This is a genomic window from Paenibacillus sp. CR_12 (assembly GCF_041953985.1).
In the GTDB taxonomy this organism is placed as follows: domain Bacteria; phylum Bacillota; class Bacilli; order Paenibacillales; family Paenibacillaceae; genus Paenibacillus_AQ; species Paenibacillus_AQ lautus_A.
This window is the reverse complement of record NZ_JAVFHO010000012.1, coordinates 106,282-129,839: the sequence shown is the minus strand read 5'-3', so window position 1 is coordinate 129,839 and position 23,558 is coordinate 106,282. Positions and strand designations below refer to the sequence as shown.

Here is a 23,558-nt window from a genome sequence, read left to right as displayed (position 1 = left end):
TAAGAACAGGAGGGTGAGCTATGAGTTATATGGGTGGCACTTATGACGTGATTGTAGTCGGTGCGGGCCATGCCGGTTGCGAGGCTGCACTGGCATCTGCGCGTATGGGTGCTGAAACGTTGATGGTTACCATCAACCTGGATATGGTTGCTTTTATGCCTTGTAACCCGTCCATTGGAGGTCCTGCCAAAGGACATGTCGTACGCGAAATCGACGCGCTGGGCGGAGAAATGGGCCGCAATATCGATAAAACCTTCATTCAAATGCGCATGTTGAATACGGGTAAAGGTCCGGCCGTCCACGCGCTGCGTGCTCAAGCGGACAAGTTTTCTTATCAGCATACGATGAAAGAAACGATGGAGAAGGAAGAGAAGCTTACCCTTCGTCAGGGTATGGTGGATCAGCTCATCGTGGAGGATGGCGTGTGCGTGGGGATCGTGACGCAGACGGGTACGGAATATCGCGCGAAAGCCGTTGTGCTGACAACCGGTACGTATTTGCGCGGTAAAGTCATTATGGGCGAACTCATGTATGAGAGCGGTCCGAACAATCAACAGCCTTCGGTAAAACTTGCGCATAACCTGCGCGAGCTTGGATTCGATCTTGTTCGCTTCAAAACAGGCACGCCGCCGCGGGTGCATAAGGATACGATTGATTTCTCCAAGACCGAAATTCAGCCTGGGGATGAGAAGCCTAAGTTCTTCTCTTACGAAACGAAATCCTCCGACAATGAGCAGCTTCCTTGCTGGTTGACGTATACGTCGGTGGATACGCATAAGATCATCAATGACAACCTTCATCGCGCGCCGATGTTCTCTGGCGTTATAGAAGGAACGGGTCCGCGTTATTGCCCGTCCATCGAGGACAAGATCGTTCGTTTTGCCGACAAGCCGAAACATCAGATTTTCCTGGAGCCTGAAGGTAAAAATACAAAAGAATACTACGTGCAAGGTCTATCCACCAGCATGCCTGAGGATGTTCAGCTTGCGGTGCTTCGTTCCATTCCTGGAATGGAGAAGGTAGAAATGATGCGTAACGGTTATGCGATTGAGTATGATGCCATGGTGCCGACGCAGCTGTGGCCATCTCTGGAAACCAAGAAGCTGCCGGGCCTGTTCACGGCCGGTCAGATCAATGGTACCTCGGGATATGAAGAGGCGGCAGGCCAAGGTATTATGGCTGGAATCAATGCGGCACGTAAAGTGCAGGGCAAAGAGCCAGTCATTCTGGATCGCTCCCAGGGTTATATTGGAGTGCTGATCGATGACCTGGTGACTAAAGGGACGAACGAGCCTTATCGTTTGCTCACCTCCCGTGCAGAATACCGTCTGCTGCTCCGTCATGACAATGCCGATCTGCGACTTACCGAAATCGGTCATGACATCGGACTGATCTCGGAAGAGCGTTATGCCAAATTCGTGCTGAAGAAGCAGCTCGTTGAGCAGGAGATCGAACGTCTTCGCCAAACGAAGGTGAAACCGGTTGAGGTGAATGCGATGCTGGAAGCCGCCGGGTCAGCACCGATCGTGGACGGAAGCAATATGCTGACCATTTTGCGTCGTCCGGAGATTACGTTTGCCATGGTTGAGTCGCTCTCGCCGTCTCCTTACGAGCTGGATGAGGAAATGAAGGAGCAAGTCGAAATTCAAATCAAATATGCGGGTTATATTGAGAAACAGCTGGGACATGTTGAAAAGCTGCAGAAGATGGAGAAAAAACGCATTCCGGAGGATATCGTTTACGACGAGATCAACGGACTGGCCATGGAGGCTCGGCAGAAGCTGAACAAAATCCGTCCGATTTCCATCGGCCAGGCATCGCGCATTGCCGGCGTAACGCCAGCGGATATTTCGATACTTCTCGTTTACCTGGAGCATTATAACCGGGTAACCGCAGCGAAAGGATAAGGAATGGACGACATTCAGAAAGCTTTTGTTGACCGGCTCGGCGAGCACGGGATCACGATTGACGAGAAACAGCTTCATCAGTTTGAGATGTATTACGAAGTGCTGGTGGAATGGAATGAGAAAATGAATTTAACCGGGATAACCGAACGGGAGCAGGTTTATACGAAGCATTTTTATGATTCGATTACGCTTGCCTTTTACGTGGATATGAACAAGATCGCCAATCTGGCGGATATCGGATCAGGTGCCGGCTTCCCGGGAATTCCGTTAAAAATCTGTTTTCCCCATCTCAAGCTGACGATTGTAGATTCGCTGAATAAACGAATTACGTTTCTGAAGCATGTTGCGGATACCCTCGGACTGTCCGGGGTTGAGCTGATCCATGGGCGCGCGGAAGAGGTTGCCCGCAAACATGGGTACCGTGACGGGTTCGACCTGGTCACGGCAAGAGCGGTAGCTCGAATGGCTGTATTGAATGAGTTCTGCCTGCCTTTCACGAAGGTAGGGGGACAATTCGCGGCGATGAAGGGCAGTGACCCTACGGAAGAAGTGAAGGAGGCGGCCCGCAGTTTGAAAGAGCTGAGAGGGGCGTTGAACAAGGTTCATTCGTTCTCTTTGCCTGTAGAGGAATCTGGCCGGCATATTGTGGTGATCGATAAAAAGGGAGCCACGCCTTCCAAGTATCCCCGTAAGGCGGGTACGGCCAGCAAAACGCCGATCGTGTAAGCGAAAGCGACTTCGGAAATGAGATGCGAACGGATTAAAGAGGAGGACTCTTATAAGAGTCCTCCTCTTTTTTTATTTACTGTATTATTGATGAAGAGAGGGCATGTTAGTGAACTTGATGCATTCATTCATCCTTATATGGAGTAATATCGTGAGGCTCTCACTTTATTTCCGGGTGTTTAGTCGGCTGAGTGTCATTCGTTGGGTAGCGAAAGGCTGAGTTCGGAAATGTGTTGTTTCTAAAGCAGTTGTAACACATTGGCTACTAAGCATTTGTCCCTTGGATATATCTGTTAAGCTTTGAATGTTTCACGTGAAACATTTCAAATGTTTGAGGTGCGTTGAATAAATGATATCTATTATTATATTAGGATTATATTTCCTGTTAGAGTTGTGATCTGCGCCAAGATATTTCTTAAGGAATAAGTTAGGTGGAACTCTCTTGAATGAAAGCTTCCCATTTTATTAATCGTTTAAGAGAGAGTCGATTGCTTTCTTAGCAGATGAGGATAGAAGCGAGTTCTTGAATTGGCAAATCCCACAATTATTATGGATGCTGTGATCATAGATAAGGCTATGGAAGGGGAGATGCGGTTCAAGAGCGTCATTTTGACGGATAAACTTTGGAACTGTGCACAAATCCTGTATAAAGCAAGCGAGAAATGCAGGAAAAAAGGTGATATTGGAGAATAGAGTTATAGGACAAAAAGTGGTAGAATAGAATCGTAGTATCCATTTGAGCTGGCGGGCCCTTTTGCCCGATCCTTGAAGGGATGAAAGAGTATAAATCCTGGTTTGGTGACTTTTCCATCCTTGCTTCGTGCAGTCAACAACCTTCGATTGTTGTGACTGCTGTTTTTTGGAAGTGCCAGGTTAACCCAAGGGGGTTCTTGGCCTCATACGAAGTAGAACAAAATATATACCGCTTGTGAGATATCGATTGATAGTAAACATCATGATATTGCCTCCTGATCTATCTCTCAAGAAGCAACCGCTTCATGCAGCGGGTTCGATCAGAGAAAACACGGCTATGACACAGACGTTTTTCTCTAATCAGCATGAAATCTGTTTTTGCAGGGAAATGCCTGACATCACAATGATTGCCAGCACCGTAACAACTTAAATGACTAGTTCTACATGGTGGCTGGAACGATCCGTGTATGCTTCACATTGTGGTTGTTCAATCGTTTAACCGATTCCGGGATAAACCGGAGGCTTATCCGTGCTATCATGAAATTAGGTGGTAATATACGGAATGAAAGAACAATTTTCGAGATTGTTTGGCTTAGCGGCAGAGCGGAACCAAGGGGATGAAGTGAAACAAATCCCGGTAAACGAGGTTGTCAGCAGCCCATACCAGCCACGGACGATTTTTGATGACGAGAAGATTGATGAGCTGCTTCAGACGATTAAAACCCATGGAGTTATTCAGCCTATCGTCGTTCGCGTTCGAAATGGCGTGTATGAGATCATTGCAGGGGAACGCCGCTGGCGTGCGGTTAAGAAGCTGGGTCTGGACACGATTCCGGCCATTGTTCGGGAGTTCAACGATTCACAAGCAGCCTCCATTGCGCTAATCGAGAATCTGCAGCGTGAAGGTCTTACCTCGATTGAAGAGGCAGTAGCTTACCAGAAGCTGATCGATCTTCACCAATTAACGCAGGAGAGCTTGGCACAGCGACTAGGCAAAAGCCAGTCCACGATTGCAAACAAGATTCGTTTGCTGCAGCTGCCGGAAGCGGCCAAAGTGGCTTTGATGGAACGCAAGGTCACTGAGCGTCATGCGCGTGCACTGCTTTCCTTGGATAATGAAGAAACCCAGCTTAAAGTGCTGGACGAAATCATTACCAAAGAACTGAATGTGAAACAGACGGAAGCACGTATCGCCTTTTATAAAGAAGTAACGACAATGAAGAAGGCCAAGCGCATATCGTATAGTAAGGATGTTCGCCTGGCCCTGAATACGATTCGTCAATCGATTGATATGGTATCCGGTTCCGGGATGGCGATCAAAACAACGGAGAATGATCACGAAGATCACTATGAAATCGTTATAAAAATACCTAAACGTTAAGATATGGTGTGAAGCGGTATGCATCGTACCGCTTTTTCTGTTGATCAAGAGATCAAGATTCTCTGCAGCAGCGATATCTTTGCTTATTAGGTTTTATGCTGCAGATGAGAAATATGTAATTTTATTATTACTCATTATCATCGAGCGCTATATCCAGGGCATCCCGTATTTTACGGGATCGTTCACATATTACATATACAGCCTTTCGCTGTATATCATCTATTGCGACTACTTAGAAGAGTCTTCCTACATTGAGGTGAAATGAGTGTCAAAGATAATTGCCATAGCAAATCAAAAGGGCGGTGTCGGCAAAACGACGACTTCCGTCAATCTGGGAGCTGGATTGGCTTCGCTAGGCAAACGGGTGCTTTTGGTGGATATAGACCCCCAAGGTAACACAACGAGTGGGGTTGGCATTAACAAAGCCGATGTTGCAAATTGCATTTACGATATTATCATCAATGAAGTACACCCGAAGGACGCCATCTGTGGGACTAATATCGAAGGTTTGGACATCATTCCGGCCACCATTCAATTGGCTGGCGCCGAGATTGAGCTTGTTCCTACGATTTCTCGTGAAGTACGATTGAAGAAATCACTCCAATTAGTCAAACCCCATTATGATTATATTTTGATTGATTGTCCTCCATCGCTTGGCATTTTAACGATCAATTCATTGACCGCGGCCGATTCGGTTATCATCCCGATTCAATGTGAATATTACGCATTGGAAGGTTTGAGTCAGCTGCTGAATACGGTTCGCCTCGTTCAGAAGCATCTGAATACATCACTCAAGATAGAAGGCGTATTGCTGACGATGCTGGATGCGCGTACGAATCTGGGCATTCAGGTGATTGAAGAAGTGAAGAAGTATTTTCAGGAAAAAGTGTACAAAACGATTATCCCGAGAAATATTCGTTTGAGTGAGGCACCGTCTCATGGGCAGTCGATCATTACGTATGATCCCCGTTCAAAGGGAGCGGAAGTATACTTGGAGCTGGCAAAGGAAGTGATCTCTTATGAGTAAACGTTTGGGAAAAGGGCTGGATGCGCTGATTCCATCTTTGTCTATTCATGATGATGACAAGGTAGTGGAAATTCCGCTCAGTCAATTGCGAGCGAATCCGTATCAGCCGCGAAAGACTTTTAACGATGAGGCAATCCAGGAGCTGGCGGAATCGATCCGTCAGCATGGTGTGATTCAACCGATTATTGTCCGCAGCGTGCTGAAGGGCTATGAGATTATTGCCGGGGAGCGAAGATTCCGGGCATCCCAATATTGTGGGAAAGCAACGATACCGGCGGTGGTTCGTTCCTTCAGTGACCAACAAGTAATGGAGATTGCCCTCATTGAGAACTTGCAGCGCGAGAATCTGAACGCCATGGAGATTGCGGTAGCTTATCAAGGGCTTATGGAACAATTTTCCTTAACCCAAGAAGAGTTGTCATTGAAGGTCGGTAAATCTCGTTCCCATATCGCTAACTTTTTGCGATTGCTTTCGTTACCAGAAGAAGTGAAGGAAAATGTTTCACGTGGAACATTGTCGATGGGACATGCTAGAGCGATCGTGGGAATTAAGGATCCGATTCTTGTTAAACAGCTGGCGAAACAATGCGTGGAGCAGGAATGGAGTGTCCGCGAATTGGAGGAAGCGGTTAAGAATCTGGACCGCAAACCAGCGGATAAAGCGAAGCCTAAGGTCAAGAATCGCGATCCTTATATCGATCATCTGGAAGAGGATCTTAGAGAACGATTTAAAACGACCGTCAAAATTAAGCACAATAAGGATAAAGGGAAGATTGAGCTTAATTATTATAGCAAGCAGGATCTGGAACGATTGTTGGAACTTCTTCAATAAGAGCAGTTTGGTATCTGAAGGCTCCGTTGATGAGTGGCTGGTTAAAGAGTGAGTTTGATTAAAACCAAAGACATGTCGACGTTCCTGAAAGGGAATGAGATATGTCTTTATTTAACTAAACGTGAGGCTCTTTATTGGCCGGCGGAAGTTGAAGATGCTTGAATGTGTATTGTAAAGGGAAAATACTACGGAAAAATGAAGGGGAAACATCATGGACCCGATCGTTTATCTGGATCATGCCGCCACTTCGTGGCCCAAGCCTCCTGAAGTGTTTGAGGCGATGAAGAGGGCCATGGAAGAGGCGGCAGCAAACCCGGGACGAGGCAGTCACCGAATGGCGGTGAAGGCATCCCGAGTCCTTTATGGGACTCGGAAGACGCTGGCAGATTTGTTTGGGGTGAAGAACCCCAACGATATTGCGTTGACATCGAATACGACCGAAGCGCTTAATTTAGCCATCAAAGGGTGTTTGCGTGAAGGCGATCATGTCATTGCGACGATGATTGAGCATAATTCTGTGCGCAGGCCGCTTGAATATTTGAAGCGCACCCGGGGGATACAAGTAGACTATGTTCCCGTTGATGAGGAAGGTCAGCTTGATCTGCAACTAATCGAGGGAGCCTTTCGTTCTAATACCAGGCTTGTTGTGTGCAGTCATAGTTCCAATCTGCTTGGTTCCATTATTCCACTTGTTGAGATAGGAGAACTGGCGAAGAAGAAAGGGGCTATACTGCTCGTGGATGCTGCCCAAAGTGCCGGTATGCTGGATATTCATGTGGAGAAGATGCACGTGGGTATGCTGGCGTTTCCCGGGCATAAAGGGCTTCTGGGGCCACAAGGAACAGGGGGGCTGTATATCTCGCCTGATATTGATCTGGAACCATTGCTGCATGGAGGTACCGGCAGTCAATCGGAGGCTATTGAACAGCCGACGGTGCGTCCGGATCGATATGAGGCAGGAACGCCGAATACGATTGGATATGCGGGATTGCAAGCGGGTGTGCAGAAGGTGCTTGAATGGACGCCGCAGCATATTTACCGGCATGAATGGGAATTGACACAATATATGATGGAGGGCCTGCAAGAGGTGAGAGGCCTTCGTATACTCGGTCCTGCTCTTGGAAAAGAACGGACAGGCATCGTGGCTTTTGTGTCTGAAAAATTCGACGCGTCCGAAATAGCCTTTCGACTGGACCGGGAATATGGGATTGCCGTGCGTGCCGGTTATCATTGTACACCGCTTGCCCATATGGCATCAGGAACGGAACATACGGGTGCAGTCAGAGCGAGCGTTGGAATTTCTACGAGCCGTGACGATATCGAATTCATGCGAAAAGCGATCAAGGAAATTCACAGTTAAACAAACAGATCAAGATGGAGAAGAGGAAGGAAGAAAGCATGTCTGAATTAAATGAATTGATCATGGAGCAGCTTCATTGGTTTGTCGTCGGAATGGTCATGATCATCTTGATCTTATGGATAACCTTAATTGTTCAAGGGGCGAAATTGCGCAAGATGAAGCGCAGATACGATGCGATGATGGCAGGCAGCGGGGTAGAAGATATCGAATCGCTGCTGGTCCAGTTGAAAATCCAAATGGATGAAATTGAAGAAGGGCATGCCAGTCATCAAAAAATGCTGGATTCCATCAACGGCAGCTTGAAAGGAATGAAATCCAAAGTTGGCATCGTCAGATATAATGCATTTGGCGAGCGGGGGAACGAAATGAGCTTCTCCCTGGCTATCCTGAGTGAGGAGGAGGAAGGAATCGTTCTGACCGGTCTGCATAACCGGGAGAGCTCCTATGTGTACGCCAAACCATTGAAGGATGGGCAATCCAAATATCCATTGTCTCCGGAAGAAAAAGAGGCCGTTACTCTTGCGCTGCAAGAAGGGAAGAACGGTTCCACTCTTTGATCCCTGCAAACAGGCAAGTTGCGATAATATCAGATAACCGCATGACCAAGCTTAATCGAGTGTTCTGCAATACGAAGTATTCCATAAAGCCGCCGACATTGACGATTCCCGTGACGTGGATATCGCCAACCGGCGGTAATTCTTTATGTACGCCGGCTCCAGGCTTAAGAGGGCCATCGGCGATCTGAATGGAGCCTACGCTGGTTGATTGGCCTAAGCAGGCGTCAATCCCGATCACAAAAGGGTTATCGAATTTCTCATATATGGCGGTCAGCGTATCCTTTAGATTCATGGCGTGGACAGGCTCGTCCAGCGTCCCGTAAAGATGGAACAGTGAACTGTTGTAGCGGGCAAGCGATGTGCCGACCAGTGGCCCCAAGCAGTCACCGGTGGACCGGTCGGTGCCGATGCAGACAATGACAAGCGGCCGGTGCTGAATACGGGTGTCGGAAAGATGAAAGAGCAAGCGATGTATAATAGCAGAATGGATATTAGGGTCCGTGTGTGGTATTTTTAAGCTGGAAGCCTCCGGGCGAGACGTGATTTTAGATAGACGGTTCATAGAATCTTCCTTTCGTCTGCATTTGGTAGTATCAGTATATGGATGAAAGACTGTTTTTATACTTTGCGTTTTGCTTAAAATGCGATTTAATCATTTCGAGCGGTGGCCGTGCTTTGAATATGTATAGGACATGGACCCGCAGAAGTTCTATGAAATGTTGATTTATTTTAAGAGTTTTATATAAAACTCTTGTTTGCCGGACATGATGATGAGAGATACATACAACTAAAATGATAGGCAGCATGAAGGAGGATTGGGCAGTGGAAGGTGCGATGGTGATCGCATTCGATTCCACCCAGCAGGCGCTGCGCGCGGAAATGCTGCTGGAGTATGCGGATATCGAAATAGATCTGTTCCCTACGCCGAAAGAGATCACGGCTGGCTGTGCATTATCGATTCAATTCCCCCCTGATGCGTTAAAGGATGTTCAAGAGATCATCCGGTTGGAGCATGTGGAGATCCGGGGCATTTTTGCGCTTGATGACAACGAGAGGTATATCAACATCGAAGAGTAAGGGAGGACATCAGGGATGAGGGGCTTTGGTTACTTGTCTGGGGAGACTACAGAAGATGGTGTAGACTTGCAAACGATAGCTGAGGAGGCAGAGGGCTTGAAAGATAAGATCTGGGGATGGTTAACGAATGAAGAGATGTGGATGAATATTCTGTCATCCGGTATTCGGGTAATCATCATATTTATTCTGACGCGTCTCGTGATCCGGGTTGTGTATAAAATGATTGATCAGTTTCTGCTCCGGCAGGAGAAGAGCCGTATCCAGGTGAACTCAAGACGCTTTGTCACGGTAGGGGAATTGTTAAAAAATGTAACCTCCGTCGTATGTAATTTTGTCATGATCTTAATTATTCTATCGGAGTTCAACTTCAAGCTAGGACCGCTGTTGGCTGGTGCCGGTGTACTGGGTCTTGCCATCGGTTTCGGTGCACAGAGTTTGGTGAAGGACGTTATTACCGGATTCTTCATTATATTCGAGGATCAGTTCGCCGTAGGTGACGTGATCAAGAGCGGCGAGTACCGGGGAACGGTCGAAATGATCGGACTGCGCACATCGCGTGTCAGGGGTCTGAACGGGGAAACCTATATCATTCCGAACGGGATGATTACCAGCGTTACGAACTACTCTCTTTCCAATTCGCTTGCGATAGTGGATCTGCCAGTGAAAAACGATCAGCAGGTGAAGGATACGATCACATTGATTCATTCGGCACTTACGGGAATCATGGACCGCCGGCCCGAGGTGCAGCGTACACCGGATGTGCTTGGGATCCAGTCTTTGACAACGTCGGAATATGTGGTTCGCATCGTAGCCGAGTGTAATCCGAATGCCAGGGAAGCCGTGGAACGCCAGATTTTTACCGATATCAAACAGGCCATTGAAGCACGCGAGCTGGGGCAAGAACGCGCTCAGGGTTGATCTATTCGGTGATCCGATGTTATATAATAGATAATGAAGCGACGAAACAAAAGGGAGCGGTAACCATGGAGCGCAAGGTTTTTCAGTTAGGGGATATCGTTCAGATGAAGAAGCCCCATCCTTGTGGAAATAATGAGATGGAGATTATTCGCATGGGGATGGATATTCGGATTAAATGCACGAAGTGTCAGCACAGCGTGTTGATCCCCCGTGTAAAGTTCGAGAAGAATATGAAGAAGGTTTTACGTTCGGCGCAGGAATCGGAAGGGGCAGGGGATACACCTTAATATTTCCTCCCCGGAAGCTTCCCAAACCGGTGTTCATGGAGCCGGTAAGGCGAATCTGATCGAGCAGCTAAAAAGATGTGGAGACAAGCTATTGACCAGATAACGTTTCCATGATATAATCAATCTTGCTGTGGAAAGGTACCCAAGAGGCCCAAGGGGGCTGACTCGAAATCAGCTAGGCGTCGCAAGGCGTGCGTGGGTTCGAATCCCACCCTTTCCGCCACCAATCGTTCTAAGTTCCGCTGTTATGGATGCAGACGATATTGTTACATAAACCGAGGCGTTAAGCTGTACGGACGCCTTTGAATAAAACACCCTCATGCAGGACAGATGACCTGCCGAGGGTGTTTTTCGTTGTCGAGAGGATGACTCCAGATCAGGAAGCGGACATAAAAAGAAGGGCCCTAATGGGCCCTTCCTTCTGGGTAGGCGGTGCTTGTGAATTGGAATCATTTTATCAGCACTTCTGCGAACCTTGTCAACAGCTTCACTTGTCCTAAAGGTCAAGCACTCGGCTCATTTCCTCAGCTTGCAATTCGTGCGACGATCAGAAACCTTCTGCGTTGTTCAGTTGCAACGTTCAACGGAACCACACCTCTCTCATGCACCGCCTGATTATAATGTGCGCATAAAGGTCTGTTTGTATACATGCTAATTTCAACGAATGACAATTTAGAGTAAATGGTCAGCCTTCATTGCTTGAACGACAGCCATATAGACAAAGCTCGATCGTGGGGCAGTGCTCAGGATCCAATAGGACGGACGCCGAACAATACCATGCGTCTGGAACACTCCAGGCTGTTACTTAGGCTGCACCCGACGCTTGTTTAACCATACGCGATCATCATTTTGAGTTTCAGGAAAGGTGTCGCCCTTGCTCATTTTAATTTGACGCGGGTTCTCGATGCCCATAATATGGTCTCTAACGCCAACTTCCATATAAATGCCGTTGTTTGGCGCTTTGTCGCCTGCACGAAATTCGGTCTGTTCTCCCATTATGGAATTCCTCCTCATTATGATGGATGGACTGCATGTATTATCATGCGCCAACAGACCTTAAATCATTGCAGGGAAAGAGAGAAAGGCTCGGTAATAAAGGGAAGAGGGCATGTTTGGTTTCGAAAAGAAACTTGCATCCGATCATCCGTTCTGATATAGTATTATGGTGCGAGTTAGACTCGCTCCTTGCTCTCAACATCGATTGAGGGCCGAAGTCCATAAGGAGGTGAAACATATGCGCAAATATGAAGTGATGTACATTATTCGTCCTGACATTGAACAAGAAGCTGTTCAAGCTGCAGTCGATAAATTCCAAGGCATCATCTCCAACGGCGGAGAAATTACAAAGCATGACGTAATGGGTAAACGCCGTCTTGCGTATGAGATCAAGAAATTCCGTGATGGCGTCTACGTTCTGGTAAACTTCAACGCAACACCTGAAGTTGTAGCTGAGCTTGAGCGTCTCATGAAGATTTCTGACGAAGTCATTCGTTATCTCATCACGAACGACGTTGCTTAATACGGACCAAACTTTGTAATTGATTTCGTTCTAAGGAGGGGATTGGATTGTTGAACCGTGTCATTTTGATTGGCCGACTGACTAAGGATCCCGAGCTGCGATATACTCCTTCAGGTGTTGCTGTAACGCAATTTACACTTGCTGTTGATCGTCCGTTTACCGGACAAGGCGGGGAGCGCGAAGCGGATTTCATTCCGGTCGTGACCTGGAGACAGCTTGCGGAGACTTGTGCAAACTATCTGCGCAAAGGCCGTTTGACGGCTGTAGAAGGGCGCATTCAAGTGCGGAATTACGAGAATAACGAAGGTAAGCGTGTATACGTCACCGAAGTCATTGCCGATAATGTTCGCTTCTTGGAGTCAAACCGTGAAACAAGCGGTGGCGGAGGAAATCGTGAGGAATCATCGTTTAACGGAGGAAGCAACGGCAATAGCGGTGGCGGAAACCGGGGGAACAATAACTACTCGCGAAACAACAATCAGGATCCTTTTTCCGATGAAGGAAAACCGATCGATATTTCGGATGATGATTTGCCATTTTAATACGGAAAGGACTGACAACACATGGCTTTTAAACAAAGAGAAGGCGGAGACAACGACAAAAGACCGGCACGCCGCGGCGGCCGCAACAAGCGTCGTAAAGTATGTTTCTTCACTGTGAACAAAATTACTCACATTGACTATAAAGATACAGACCTGCTCAAGAAATTCATCAGCGAGCGCGGAAAAATCCTGCCTCGTCGTGTAACAGGTACTAGCGCTAAATATCAGCGTGCCCTGACGATTGCGATCAAACGCTCCCGTCAAATCGCATTGCTTCCATACACAACGGAGTAATCCTTTGTGTGTAAAGCGGTTCAGCCTAATCATAGGCTGAGCCGCTTTTTTATTAGGTACAAACTCAAGTGCTTACTTCAACATCTCGCAAGGGATACCTCGGCCATATGCGGTCTGTCGTCGAGTAAGCAATGTCGGCAGATGCTTGCAAGACCACGTCGCTGTCCATTGCGAAATCGTGAAAGCATCCATGTTGAGTGGCAGAGGTTAAATCATATAGAAGAGCAGGGACAGACCACTTCGGTTTCAAACAGGGTTAACCAAATGTTGGGATATAATGTCTTCACGGAAGAATCGTGTCTCCTCAGAGTGTACATTGTTAAAGAGTAGCAGCGATCGATAAATACAAGCCTGGTGTAAAGCTTTCCAGTTTTAAAGCCCTGAAATCATGTCTACTTCGAAAGGACAGTGTCTATTGTAAGCAATACAACGATAAGAACAATGGATGTTCCTGCTATAAAAGAATCCATAAATGTAGGCCGATCGCAAAGTAGGCTAAAAAAATTCCTTCTATTATATATAGGTATCTGTAGCCTTTCTGCATGAAGGGTGGAATGATATTTGTCTAGTATATAGAATGCGATCCTTTTCATATATCGAAAAAAGAGATTGGTACGGGCCTATTTCTTATTCTCGTATGAAGTTTGATGTCTATCGTGTACAAACATGGTATACGAACATGGCCACGAACCGTGAGGTAAGGAAAATTTAATAATGCGATTACATTAAAATTGCAGAAATTTTTCAATCTGATGATGTCCTCTCCAGAGATACAAGCGTACATAGAGTGGAAGCTCCATGATGTTAGTCTTATTATGCATATTCCTCCTCCATTATCCAAACGATAAAGGAAAAAGGAGGTAGTCGTATGTGCAGAAGATTTTCGCTGTCCGCAGGGCTCGAAGAAGTGAATCAACGCTTTGGCATCCATCGGGTCATGTATTACTACAAGAGCCGATACAACATTAGTCCTACCCAAACCATGCCGGTCATTGTACAGGAACAGGGGGAGCGGGTACTCGATGAGTATCGGTGGGGCTTGGTTCCGTATTGGGGGAAAGATGCGGTCAACGCCGATATTACGACAGTTGATCAGAATCCCACTTATCGCAAAGCGATTGATACGAGACGCTGCGTTATACCTTGCAATGGACTATATTACTGGAGGACGGTCGGCAAACGGAGTTATGCCGTACGGACCGTGATCGGAGATAATGAAATATTCGGTATGGCGGGCCTATACGAGACATGGCGAGATGCCAGAGGAAATGAAATGAGAACCTGCACAGTTCTGATGACGGATGCTAATGAAGCGATATCGGAGTTCGAAACACGGATGCCGGCAATCTTGTCAGAAGAAAATATGGCCAAGTGGCTGGACCCGGAAATCCAGGGAAGGCATGCGGTTCATCCGCTGCTCCATACTTACCGCGGACAGATGCGCATATATCCGGTAACGCCTTTAGTGGCCGACGATACGCATGATCATCAGCAGTGCATTGAAGAAATGGATTTGAAGCTTGCTTGGGTGAAGAACCTGTAGTTCGTAAGTATGAAAGAACGAGGTTGATTTATCTGACATAAAACAGAACATGAAAGCAATCCGGAAGATGCCCCCGGATTGCTTTTTTTAGGCTTTAATGCAGTAGAGGGACGAAACCATGAAAGGCAATACCTTCAAACAGGCGTCATCTAATACGGAATTGAAGCATACGGTTAGGATGAAATATTACATAAAAATGGGCTTTATTTAGATTGAGCAGAGATAGACTAGGATGGTGTGATATAATTTAACATAAAACTTATCTTTTAGCACTTTTAATCAAGGTTTTAAATCTGAATTCAAATTATTTGTAATATAACATTACATCATTTCAACAAAACCGAAAGTGATTATAGTTATAAATTGTAAATAAATCTTGATATTACATACATTTTCAGTAAACTAAGGATATACAACGGAGATAAACTTAATTATTAACCTCGAAAACGACGATAAAAACATGATTTTTGAGAAATATGAAAAAAAGTAATTGACGTTACCTAAATTTACACGTATCATAACATTAATTTTATAGGCAAGAAGATATTGCTAGAGACTTTGGCACTAATTGACCAATGGTATATTTTCTGTAAAACTTTCAAGTTATTTCACATCATGCAATGACATCCTAGAGAACGTAACGTTCAGTACCGAAATTATTTAAGGATGATTTCAATATTCGTCCTGATAATTTATATTGCAACAACATTTTTTAAGAGGAGGATTCGCATGAAGAAAAGAATGTCACTCCTGCTGGCAATCATGCTTCTGGCCATCACGGTATTAGCAGCTTGCGGAGGCGGAGGAACAGCAGAACAGCCACCAAGTCAAGGGGATCAAACGGAGCAAACTCCACCAGCTGAAGGCGATGGCGAAGAAACTACAGAACCGCCAGCTGAATCTGGTGACGAAAGCCAAGGCTATTTTGAAGCTGAAGACCCATCTTTGAATCCAGCAACTGCATTGAATCGTAAAGACACGCTTGTTGTCGGTATGACTGCACCTAAAGGGGTATTTAACCCGTTTTACTGGCAGACTGCTTATGACAAATATGTCGTAGACGCTATCTTTGATTCTTTCTTCGCAGTTCAAGGCGACGGAACGTACCAGAACCGTTTGGCAGAAAGCGTAGAAGTTTCCGAGGATAAATTGAAGTACACGTTCAAATTGAAGCCAGGCGTGACGTATTCCGACGGCACTCCTGTTACTGTAAAAGACTATGCTTTTGCAATGAAAGTTTACCATGATTCCAGCTATGACGGCCAATCCGATCTGTTGTCCGTTCATATCAAAGGCGGTAAAGAGTACAACGAAGGCAAAGCTACCGATATCTCCGGTATTAAAGTCATCGACGACAATACCATTGAAATCGAAGTTACCGAAGCAAATGCAATGACCAAGGATAACCTCGGTACGGTTGCTTTTGCACCAGAAGCCTACTATGGCAAAGGTTACAAGCAAGGCAACCTGGAGTACATGAAAGATCTGCACGCTAAACCAATCGGAAGCGGTCAATATGTATTGAAGAGCTACTCCCCAGGTCAAGAGGTAGTACTCGAAGCTAACGCTAACTACTTCCTGGGCGCACCGAAAATCAAGAACGTTATTTACAAGACTACAACTGAAGAAACCAGATTGGCCATGTTCCAGTCCGGCGAAATCGATATGGACATGGTTACCGTTAACGAAGACAACGTAGAAGAATTGAAAGGCATGGGCTTCCTGGACGTCAACATCTTCCCAACCAACGGTTACGGATATGTTGCCATGAACCACAATGATCCTAAATTCCAAGACGTTAAGGTTCGTCAAGCATTGATGTACGGTTTGAACCGTGCAGAAGTAGTAGAAATCATCTACGGTCCTTATGCGAACGTATTGAATATTCCACAATCCAGCGTTTCCTGGGCTTACACGGACGAAGGCATTGAGCCGTACGAGTTCGACATGGAAAAAGCGAAGCAGCTGCTTGATGAAGCAGGTTGGGTAGCCGGCGCAGACGGTACTCGCGAAAAAGACGGCAAAAAATTCGAAATTCATTTCTCTGCAACAGCCGACAACCCGGTAATCGATGCTCTGATTCCGGTTATGACGCAAAACTACCAAGAGCTTGGCATCAAATTGACTGCTGAAACGTTGGATTTCAACGCTATCATGGATAAGAAGGACAAAGGCGAGTTCGAAATGTTCTTCGCAGCTTGGGGCTTGACTCCGGATCCGGATTCCACGGTTTACATTACAGATGGACAGCAGAACGATATCGGCTTCTCCAATCCAGATTACGATGCAGCTATGAAAAAAGGTCTGAACGCGTTTGATCTTGAAGAACGTAAAGCAGCTTACGCTGAAGCATATCAAGTGCTGAACCAAAACGTTCCGGATCTCTTGATCTATCAAAGACGCGATATGTGGGGTATTAACAGCAGAATCAACGGCATGGACATCACTCCATACAAAGACTTCACCATCGATCTCTATAAAGCCGAAATTCAACAATAACAGCAGGAAACATATGCTCAGCTCGCAAGAGCTGGGCATATCCACTTATAAGCCGGGAGGAATATTATGAAGCAGTACATTATCCGGAGGCTGCTGCAGATTATCCCGACAATGATCGGGATTTCGATTATCATATTTGCAATATCAGCATTGGTTCCAGGTGACTATATCACTGCAGTGAATAACCCGACGATGACTGCTGAGAAGGCAGCTCAGCTTCGGGAAATTTATGGTTTAGATAAGCCGCCAGTAGAGCGTTATCTTACATGGGTCGGCAATATGCTGAAGGGTAATCTCGGAGATTCCCTTGTGCACAAACAACCTGTTACAACCGTTATGGGCAATTATGTATGGAACTCCTTTTTCATCGCTATTTTCAGTTTGATATTGAGTTGGATTATTGCTATTTTTGCCGGCGTATTCTCGGCTAAATTCCAGTATTCTTTATTCGATAAAATCATTACGCTATTAATCTTTTTATGTATGTCACTGCCCTCTTTCTTCATCGGACTTCTTCTCATCAAATTTTTGGCGTTGGATCTAGGGTGGTTCCCGGTTGGCGGTATGAAGACATCCGGAATGAATGGAAATACGTGGGAACAATTGGTTGATATCGCTTGGCATATGTTCTTGCCGGTTACGGTACTCACGATGCTTAGCACAGGCAGCTTGACGCGGTATTTCCGTACAAGCATGCTTGAAGTTATTCGTCAGGATTACATCCGGACGGCTCGTGCTAAGGGGTTGAAGGAACGTACGGTAATTTTCAAGCATGCTCTGCGTAATGCCATGCTTCCTGCGATCACCCTGATGGGCTTTGAGCTGCCAGCTTTGTTTGGCGGCGCCATCATCATGGAGAAAATTTTCATTTGGCCAGGGGTCGGTCAAGTTTATCTGGAATCGATCAATATGCGGGACTATCCGTTCATGCTTGGTTTCACGGTGTTCATATCCGTACTGACACTTCTGGGCAACCTGTTGTCTGACGTTCTGTATGGAACTGCAGATCCAAGAATTCGCTTAAAGTAGGAGGAGATTCATTTGTCCGCAGAGGCTGCACCATTAAAAACGAATCTACCAGTACCGAAGAAGCAGCCGGATTCCCCGTGGCGGATCGCTATTCGCCGTTTTTCCAGAAACCGTCTCGCTGTCATCGGACTTATCATAATCGTATTTATGTTTTTGCTGTGTTTTATTGGTCCATTGTTCTCGCCATATTCACTGTATGACTACAGTGTAAAAGATAAAAACTTGCCTCCAAGCTCCAAATATTGGCTAGGTACGGATAAGCTCGGCCGCGATGTTCTTCTGCGTATGATGCTTGCAGGCCGGATTTCCCTGACGGTCGGTCTTGTCGCAACGGGTATCTCGGTCATCGTGGGAGCGACGCTTGGCGCGCTGGCCGGGTTCTATCGAAAATGGGTCGATACTCTGATTATGCGTATTGCCGATATATTTATGGCGATTCCGACGCTCCCGATCCTGATCATTTTGGGCGCGGTGCTGTCAGACTTAAAGGTTGATCCTTCTGAGCGAATCTATTTCTTGATGTTGATTATAGGTATCTTAGGCTGGAGTGGAATTTCCCGCCTTGTACGCGGACAAATATTGACGCTACGTGAACAAGAGTTTATGCAGGCAACGGAAGCGCTGGGACTTAAAGACCGACGCAAAATTTTCCGCCATCTGCTGCCGAATACAATTCCGATTATTATCGTATCCGCAACGCTTGGCGTAGCCGGAGCCATTATTTACGAATCGGCGTTAAGCTTCTTGGGAGTTGGGGTCGTTCCGCCAACACCTTCTTGGGGGAACATGATCTCGGCCGCAAACAGTTTGATTGATTTCCGTAAGCGGCCGTGGCTGTGGATACCGCCAGGCATGTGTATTCTTGTTACCGTAGTTGCAATCAACTTGATCGGTGACGGGCTTCGCGACGCACTTGACCCGAAAATGAAGAAGTAGGAGATGCGAATATGGCAAAAGAATTAGTAGAATTCCGCAATTTAAAAACGCATTTTCAAACCTCCGCAGGCACCGTGAAAGCCGTCGACGATGTTAGCTTCAAAATCCGTGAAGGTGAAACACTGTGCGTGGTGGGTGAGTCGGGCTGTGGTAAGAGCGTAACAGCCATGTCTCTTATGCGTTTGATCGATACACCTCCGGTGGGGGGAGAAATCCTGTATGAAGGCAAGGATCTGCTGAAGATGAGCAAGCGCGAGATGAGCTTGATTCGCGGCAACGATATCGCCATGATCTTCCAGGAACCCATGACCTCGCTCAACCCGGTATTAACGATCGGGGAGCAGATTGTGGAGCCGATCCTGCTTCATCAGCTCGTTAACCGTAAAGAAGCAAAACAACGCGCCATCGATCTGATTAATTTGGTTGGAATCCCGCGTGCGGAGAAGATTTTCGACTCTTATCCGCATGAGCTCAGCGGCGGTATGCGCCAACGGATCATGATCGCGATTGCCCTTAGCTGTAATCCGAAGCTGCTGATCGCGGATGAGCCTACAACCGCTCTTGACGTAACGATTCAGGCCCAGATTTTGGATTTGATGCGTGACATTAAGGGTAAACTCAACACTTCGATTATGCTTATTACGCATGACCTAGGCGTTGTTGCCGAGATGGCGGATTATGTTGTTGTTATGTACGCAGGCAAAGTCATAGAAGAAGCACCGGTCATCGAGCTGTTCAAACAACCGAAGCATCCATATACCAAAGGTCTTCTGAAGGCGAAGCCGGTCATTAATCAGACGCAAGAACGTCTGTATTCGATTCCGGGACAAGTGCCTAACCCGGTAGATCTTGGAGACAACTGTCATTTCCATGATCGCTGCGAATTCTGCATGCAGATCTGCAAGGAGAAAACGCCTCCGCTCGGTACGGATCCTAACGGCCATAAGGTCGCTTGCTGGCTGTATGAAGAGGAGGGGAAAGCCTAATGAGTCAAGCACTGATCGAAATAGACGGTTTGAAGAAATACTTTCCCATCACCGGCGGCGTATTTCAACGAACCGTGGGCAATGTAAGGGCCGTTGACGGAGTCAGCTTTACCATCAACAAAGGGGAATCCTTCGGGCTCGTAGGTGAATCGGGCTGCGGCAAGAGCACTATTGGACGAACCATTCTTCGATTGTTGGAAAAAACGGAAGGCAAAGTCATCTTTAATGGTACCGACATCCATTCCTTGTCCAAGGAGAAGATGCGTGCCTTGCGTCCAAAGATGCAGATCGTATTCCAGGATCCATTCAGCTCACTGAATCCAAGAATCAAAGTGGGCGAAGCCATCGGCGAAGCACTCATTGACCATGGGTTAGTTAATCGTAAGGAACTTAAAGACCGCGTGATTGAAACGCTGGAAATTTGCGGCCTTGCCGCCTATCACTATGATCGGTATCCTCATGAGTTCTCCGGCGGACAGCGACAACGGATCGGGATTGCCCGCGCGTTGATTCTGAATCCCGACTTTATCGTCGCGGATGAGCCGGTATCTGCATTGGATGTATCGATTCAAGCACAAATCATCAATTTATTAAGTGATTTGCAGCGCGAGAAGCAGCTGACTTACTTGTTTATTTCTCATGATCTCAGTGTTGTAGAGCATTTGTGCAACCGAATTGGGGTAATGTATCTGGGATCGATGGTAGAAATGGCCAGCAAGGAAGAGCTGTTCCGCAACCCGCTGCATCCTTATACGAAAGCATTGCTGTCTGCCGTACCGGTCCCGGATCCAACGCTGAAGCGTGACCGGATCGTACTGAAAGGCGACATTCCAAGCCCGGCGAACCCGCCTTCAGGCTGCAAATTCCACACGCGCTGCCCGCTGGCTTCAGACCTGTGCAAACAGCAAGTGCCGGAATACCGCAATGTAGGAAATGATCACTTTGTTGCTTGTCACTACGCTTAATAGGACTCTTCATATTCAGGTTTTCTGACAGCAATCAGCGTGATGATTAGAAGATTTACAGACTCATAGAAGGACTTCCTATCGTCTGCGGACGGTTGGAGGTCTTTTTTGTTTTCCTGGCACATTCGTTTCATTTACAAAAATTTCTAAACAGAAAATTCAAAAAAAAGCAGACCAAATGCCTCTTTCAACCGTCTATAACTATGGAGGGCTAATTCTATGAAAAAACGGTGGCTTTGGCTGGTCATGATGTTGCTAATTATCGTCCCCATAGGGGCGGTTGTCATAGGAAATATAGAACGAGCGGGGTTTAAACCGAAGGTCGACGCGCGAGCCGTCGTCTTAATGGATTTAAACACCGGGCGTATTTTGCTCAGCGAGAATGGCGACGTACCGTTACCGCCTGCTAGCATGTCCAAGCTGATGACCGAATTGGTCATTCTGGATGATATTAAGACCGGTAGGAGATCCTGGGACGATGAAGTCAAGATAAGCGATACGGCAAGCGACGTCAGAGGCGTTAAAATCGCTTTGAAGTCCGGCGAAATTTTGACGGTTCGCGAATTGTTCCAGAGCATAACGGTTTATTCCGCCAATGATGCGTCCGTGGCGCTTGCCGAGCATTTTGCGGGCTCCGAGGAAGCGTTCGTTCGGAAGATGAATGCCAAGGCCAAGGAGATTGGCTTATCCAGCGCGACCCGTTTCGTGAACGCATCAGGCGTCGAGCAGGGCACTGCCAATGCCAATGGTCACGCCTGGTCCTCGGATGGAGAAACGGTAATGACCGCAGAAGATACGGCTAAACTAGCCGCGCATCTCATTAGAAGCCATCCGGATATTCTAAGCACTTCCAGCAAAACGCAGACGAAGATAAGCGGACGCAATTTATATTTGAGCAACACCAATTGGATGCTGCCCTCGCTTGGCGGCCCTTATTCCTACGAAGGCACCGATGGATTAAAAGCAGGGTACACGGCGAATGCAGGGTACTGCTTTACGGGAACAGCCGAAAAGCAAGGCAGCCGGCTTATTGCCGTTGTCATGGGTACCGAATCCAAAGAAGCAAGGTTTGAAGAGACGCGAAAGCTGTTCGATTACGGATTTTCCAAGACCTTGACGTGGAGAGAGCGGCTGGACGACTGGTTCCAATATTCGGGAACCGCAGCCGCTCTTCAGCATGAGAACAGACCGGTTTAACGGATCAATGAGGATTTGGTAGATTTATAGAACTGCCCGTGAAGGGTTCACATTTGACAATATTCTGGTTTACAATAGATGATGTGTTGCAACTGGCCTACTAGTATGAAGTGAGTCAACGGGAGGAGTTCCCGTTTAATAAGAGAGGAGGGTGAGCCAAGCAGCTTAGGGTGCAAGCAAAGGCCTTTAACGATCTGACTTATCCATTAATTTATTTTATAATAAAGAAGGAATTGAACTCATGAAGAGGAAATCATTATATATTACGCTCGCTGTTGTCATATTGCTGGGCTCTTCTGCATTTCTGTTCAGAACGCAGCTTGCGGTCGTGGCATTTGATCTGTTTATGGCAAAGGACGTAGAGGAATCGTTACAGAAATCGTATAAGCCGCTCCAGAGCGACAAGACGCCTGAACCGGTCGTACTCCAGAGCAAGCCGTTCTCGGTCATGCTGTTGGGAAGCGACCAACGGGAAGACGAGCCGGCCCGTTCGGATACGTTGATCTATGCGGTTGTACGTCCCATGGAGTCCAAAGTACTCCTAATCTCGGTACCGCGGGATACGTACGTCGATATTATCGGCAAGGACAAGAAAGACAAGATCAACCATGCGTTTGCATATGGTGGTCATCAAATGGCGAAAGATACGATGGAAGCATTTTTCGATGAGGAACTTGATTATTATGCCTCCATTAATTTTCAAGGATTGAAGGATGTCGTTGACGCCCTTGGCGGCGTTGAGCTGCCGATCCGCAAGGATATCGTCAACAAAGGCAGGGATCATGAGAAGTTCACGATTGAAGCCAACAAACCGATTTACAATGGCGAGGAAGCCTTGAATTATGTCCGTTATCGTGAAGATAGCGACTTTAATCGGGCGAAGAGACAGCAGGTATTTTTGGATGTAGCGGCTAAGCGGGTCATGAAGCTGGATCAGATCGGCAAGGTGCCTGAACTGATCGAGATTATGGGAGATAATTTCCAGACCGATATGCAGCCTAAATTCATTATCGACCTGGCGAAGCAGATGCTGACCGGGGGCAAAGTGGATATGACGAGCTATACGATCATGGGAGAAGGCATGAAAATTAACGGCATCTATTATAATGAGGCCGACATGGAGGACGTGCAGGAAGCCCGCGACCTAATCGACAACTGGATGAACCCGGATACGCCGGCAGACCAGCTGCTGCAGCCTAAAGATGCAGAGAAACAGAAATTGCAGTAACATAAACACCGGTACATCCGGATGATGTCATAGTACGTTGCTTCATCTCAATCAG

At 46.8% G+C, this 23,558-nt stretch carries 23 protein-coding genes and 1 tRNA gene; 22 read left to right on the top strand and 2 right to left on the bottom strand.

The features are described 5' to 3' along the window. Positions 1-20: 20 nt before the first annotated feature. From mnmG to RB297_RS29125, 7 genes are all read left to right on the top strand, one after another. Positions 21-1,907 (top strand): tRNA uridine-5-carboxymethylaminomethyl(34) synthesis enzyme MnmG, encoded by a 1,887-nt coding sequence (mnmG, locus tag RB297_RS29155; RefSeq protein ID WP_015738127.1) that lies wholly within the window; start codon positions 21-23, stop codon positions 1,905-1,907. Between the two features lie 3 nt (positions 1,908-1,910). After that, a complete protein-coding gene (gene rsmG, locus RB297_RS29150) occupies positions 1,911-2,633 on the top strand; it encodes a 16S rRNA (guanine(527)-N(7))-methyltransferase RsmG (protein WP_192570156.1) in 723 nt (240 codons plus the stop codon). 1,255 nt (positions 2,634-3,888) lie between these two features. Then, positions 3,889-4,707, top strand: coding sequence for a nucleoid occlusion protein (noc, locus tag RB297_RS29145; RefSeq protein WP_009591452.1), 819 nt, complete (start codon positions 3,889-3,891; stop codon positions 4,705-4,707). A gap of 265 nt (positions 4,708-4,972) precedes the next feature. After that, positions 4,973-5,734, top strand: coding sequence for a ParA family protein (locus tag RB297_RS29140; protein WP_375122006.1), 762 nt, complete (start codon positions 4,973-4,975; stop codon positions 5,732-5,734). Continuing rightward, positions 5,727-6,566: a ParB/RepB/Spo0J family partition protein gene (locus tag RB297_RS29135; RefSeq protein ID WP_009591559.1), complete on the top strand. Its 840-nt coding sequence runs from the start codon at positions 5,727-5,729 to the stop codon at positions 6,564-6,566. The genes RB297_RS29140 and RB297_RS29135 overlap by 8 nt, the downstream gene beginning before the upstream one ends. 211 nt (positions 6,567-6,777) lie before the next feature. Then, positions 6,778-7,926, top strand: a complete 1,149-nt coding sequence (locus RB297_RS29130) for an aminotransferase class V-fold PLP-dependent enzyme (RefSeq protein WP_375122005.1) — start codon at positions 6,778-6,780, stop codon at positions 7,924-7,926. 38 nt (positions 7,927-7,964) lie between these two features. Beyond that, positions 7,965-8,483, top strand: a complete 519-nt coding sequence (locus tag RB297_RS29125) for a DUF4446 family protein (RefSeq protein WP_090909572.1) — start codon at positions 7,965-7,967, stop codon at positions 8,481-8,483. Here the strand turns inward: RB297_RS29125 and yyaC are convergent. Then, positions 8,440-9,045: a spore protease YyaC gene (gene yyaC / locus RB297_RS29120; protein ID WP_096777267.1), complete on the bottom strand. Its 606-nt coding sequence runs from the start codon at positions 9,043-9,045 to the stop codon at positions 8,440-8,442. The genes RB297_RS29125 and yyaC overlap by 44 nt on opposite strands. A 260-nt stretch (positions 9,046-9,305) precedes the next feature. On the opposite strand from yyaC, the gene RB297_RS29115 reads away from it, so the two are divergent. From RB297_RS29115 to RB297_RS29100, 4 genes are all read left to right on the top strand, one after another. Beyond that, on the top strand, positions 9,306-9,560 hold the full coding sequence (locus RB297_RS29115) for a putative Se/S carrier protein (protein ID WP_096777266.1): 255 nt from the start codon (positions 9,306-9,308) through the stop codon (positions 9,558-9,560). Positions 9,561-9,575: 15 nt separating this feature from the next. Beyond that, on the top strand, positions 9,576-10,478 hold the full coding sequence (locus RB297_RS29110) for a mechanosensitive ion channel family protein (RefSeq protein WP_096777265.1): 903 nt from the start codon (positions 9,576-9,578) through the stop codon (positions 10,476-10,478). Positions 10,479-10,543: 65 nt separating this feature from the next. Continuing rightward, positions 10,544-10,765: a DUF951 domain-containing protein gene (locus tag RB297_RS29105; protein ID WP_090909575.1), complete on the top strand. Its 222-nt coding sequence runs from the start codon at positions 10,544-10,546 to the stop codon at positions 10,763-10,765. 132 nt (positions 10,766-10,897) lie between these two features. Beyond that, positions 10,898-10,988, top strand: a tRNA-Ser gene (locus RB297_RS29100). 578 nt (positions 10,989-11,566) lie between these two features. Here the strand turns inward: RB297_RS29100 and RB297_RS29095 are convergent. Continuing rightward, the gene (locus RB297_RS29095) at positions 11,567-11,761 is read right to left on the bottom strand and encodes a YjzC family protein (RefSeq protein WP_015738119.1); all 195 of its coding nucleotides are present in this window, start codon (positions 11,759-11,761) and stop codon (positions 11,567-11,569) included. Between the two features lie 238 nt (positions 11,762-11,999). Between RB297_RS29095 and rpsF the strand changes: the two genes are divergently transcribed. The 11 genes from rpsF to RB297_RS29040 all read left to right on the top strand — a co-directional run bounded on the left by rpsF (position 12,000) and on the right by RB297_RS29040 (position 23,503). Next, the gene (rpsF, locus tag RB297_RS29090) at positions 12,000-12,284 is read left to right on the top strand and encodes a 30S ribosomal protein S6 (protein ID WP_009591503.1); all 285 of its coding nucleotides are present in this window, start codon (positions 12,000-12,002) and stop codon (positions 12,282-12,284) included. Positions 12,285-12,331: 47 nt separating this feature from the next. Further along, a complete protein-coding gene (gene ssb / locus RB297_RS29085) occupies positions 12,332-12,826 on the top strand; it encodes a single-stranded DNA-binding protein (RefSeq protein ID WP_015738118.1) in 495 nt (164 codons plus the stop codon). A gap of 21 nt (positions 12,827-12,847) precedes the next feature. After that, the gene (gene rpsR, locus RB297_RS29080) at positions 12,848-13,120 is read left to right on the top strand and encodes a 30S ribosomal protein S18 (protein ID WP_006207333.1); all 273 of its coding nucleotides are present in this window, start codon (positions 12,848-12,850) and stop codon (positions 13,118-13,120) included. A gap of 868 nt (positions 13,121-13,988) precedes the next feature. After that, positions 13,989-14,663 (top strand): SOS response-associated peptidase, encoded by a 675-nt coding sequence (locus RB297_RS29075; protein WP_096777264.1) that lies wholly within the window; start codon positions 13,989-13,991, stop codon positions 14,661-14,663. Between the two features lie 729 nt (positions 14,664-15,392). Further along, positions 15,393-17,162 carry an ABC transporter substrate-binding protein gene (locus RB297_RS29070; RefSeq protein WP_036659571.1) on the top strand — a complete coding sequence of 590 codons (1,770 nt, stop codon included), beginning with the start codon at positions 15,393-15,395 and terminating at the stop codon, positions 17,160-17,162. Between the two features lie 66 nt (positions 17,163-17,228). Then, on the top strand, positions 17,229-18,191 hold the full coding sequence (locus RB297_RS29065) for an ABC transporter permease (protein ID WP_009591558.1): 963 nt from the start codon (positions 17,229-17,231) through the stop codon (positions 18,189-18,191). 12 nt (positions 18,192-18,203) lie between these two features. Next, entirely contained in the window at positions 18,204-19,127 is a 924-nt protein-coding gene (gene opp4C, locus RB297_RS29060; RefSeq protein ID WP_015738112.1) for an oligopeptide ABC transporter permease, read from the top strand. A gap of 11 nt (positions 19,128-19,138) precedes the next feature. Continuing rightward, entirely contained in the window at positions 19,139-20,113 is a 975-nt protein-coding gene (locus RB297_RS29055) for an ABC transporter ATP-binding protein (protein WP_009591511.1), read from the top strand. Next, complete coding sequence (locus RB297_RS29050; protein ID WP_009591536.1) at positions 20,113-21,078, top strand: ABC transporter ATP-binding protein; 966 nt, start codon at positions 20,113-20,115, stop codon at positions 21,076-21,078. Before RB297_RS29055 ends, RB297_RS29050 begins: the two co-directional genes overlap by 1 nt. 219 nt (positions 21,079-21,297) lie before the next feature. Next, entirely contained in the window at positions 21,298-22,275 is a 978-nt protein-coding gene (locus tag RB297_RS29045) for a D-alanyl-D-alanine carboxypeptidase family protein (RefSeq protein WP_096777262.1), read from the top strand. Between the two features lie 241 nt (positions 22,276-22,516). After that, on the top strand, positions 22,517-23,503 hold the full coding sequence (locus tag RB297_RS29040; RefSeq protein WP_009591478.1) for an LCP family protein: 987 nt from the start codon (positions 22,517-22,519) through the stop codon (positions 23,501-23,503). The last annotated feature ends 55 nt before the right edge of the window (positions 23,504-23,558 follow it).

Excerpts from the sequence above, each read along its gene's own strand:
- rpsF (WP_009591503.1), top strand. The coding sequence starts at position 12,000 with ATGCGCAAATATGAAGTGATGTACATTATTCGTCCTGACATTGAACAA.
- RB297_RS29075 (WP_096777264.1), top strand. The coding sequence starts at position 13,989 with ATGTGCAGAAGATTTTCGCTGTCCGCAGGGCTCGAAGAAGTGAATCAA.
- RB297_RS29095 (WP_015738119.1), bottom strand. The coding sequence starts at position 11,761 with ATGGGAGAACAGACCGAATTTCGTGCAGGCGACAAAGCGCCAAACAAC.
- RB297_RS29040 (WP_009591478.1), top strand. The coding sequence starts at position 22,517 with ATGAAGAGGAAATCATTATATATTACGCTCGCTGTTGTCATATTGCTG.
- RB297_RS29105 (WP_090909575.1), top strand. The coding sequence starts at position 10,544 with ATGGAGCGCAAGGTTTTTCAGTTAGGGGATATCGTTCAGATGAAGAAG.
- rsmG (WP_192570156.1), top strand. The coding sequence starts at position 1,911 with ATGGACGACATTCAGAAAGCTTTTGTTGACCGGCTCGGCGAGCACGGG.
- RB297_RS29130 (WP_375122005.1), top strand. The coding sequence starts at position 6,778 with ATGGACCCGATCGTTTATCTGGATCATGCCGCCACTTCGTGGCCCAAG.
- RB297_RS29050 (WP_009591536.1), top strand. The coding sequence starts at position 20,113 with ATGAGTCAAGCACTGATCGAAATAGACGGTTTGAAGAAATACTTTCCC.
- mnmG (WP_015738127.1), top strand. The coding sequence starts at position 21 with ATGAGTTATATGGGTGGCACTTATGACGTGATTGTAGTCGGTGCGGGC.
- RB297_RS29045 (WP_096777262.1), top strand. The coding sequence starts at position 21,298 with ATGAAAAAACGGTGGCTTTGGCTGGTCATGATGTTGCTAATTATCGTC.
- RB297_RS29125 (WP_090909572.1), top strand. The coding sequence starts at position 7,965 with ATGTCTGAATTAAATGAATTGATCATGGAGCAGCTTCATTGGTTTGTC.
- RB297_RS29055 (WP_009591511.1), top strand. The coding sequence starts at position 19,139 with ATGGCAAAAGAATTAGTAGAATTCCGCAATTTAAAAACGCATTTTCAA.
- rpsR (WP_006207333.1), top strand. The coding sequence starts at position 12,848 with ATGGCTTTTAAACAAAGAGAAGGCGGAGACAACGACAAAAGACCGGCA.
- yyaC (WP_096777267.1), bottom strand. The coding sequence starts at position 9,045 with ATGAACCGTCTATCTAAAATCACGTCTCGCCCGGAGGCTTCCAGCTTA.
- RB297_RS29070 (WP_036659571.1), top strand. The coding sequence starts at position 15,393 with ATGAAGAAAAGAATGTCACTCCTGCTGGCAATCATGCTTCTGGCCATC.
- RB297_RS29135 (WP_009591559.1), top strand. The coding sequence starts at position 5,727 with ATGAGTAAACGTTTGGGAAAAGGGCTGGATGCGCTGATTCCATCTTTG.
- noc (WP_009591452.1), top strand. The coding sequence starts at position 3,889 with ATGAAAGAACAATTTTCGAGATTGTTTGGCTTAGCGGCAGAGCGGAAC.
- RB297_RS29065 (WP_009591558.1), top strand. The coding sequence starts at position 17,229 with ATGAAGCAGTACATTATCCGGAGGCTGCTGCAGATTATCCCGACAATG.
- RB297_RS29110 (WP_096777265.1), top strand. The coding sequence starts at position 9,576 with ATGAGGGGCTTTGGTTACTTGTCTGGGGAGACTACAGAAGATGGTGTA.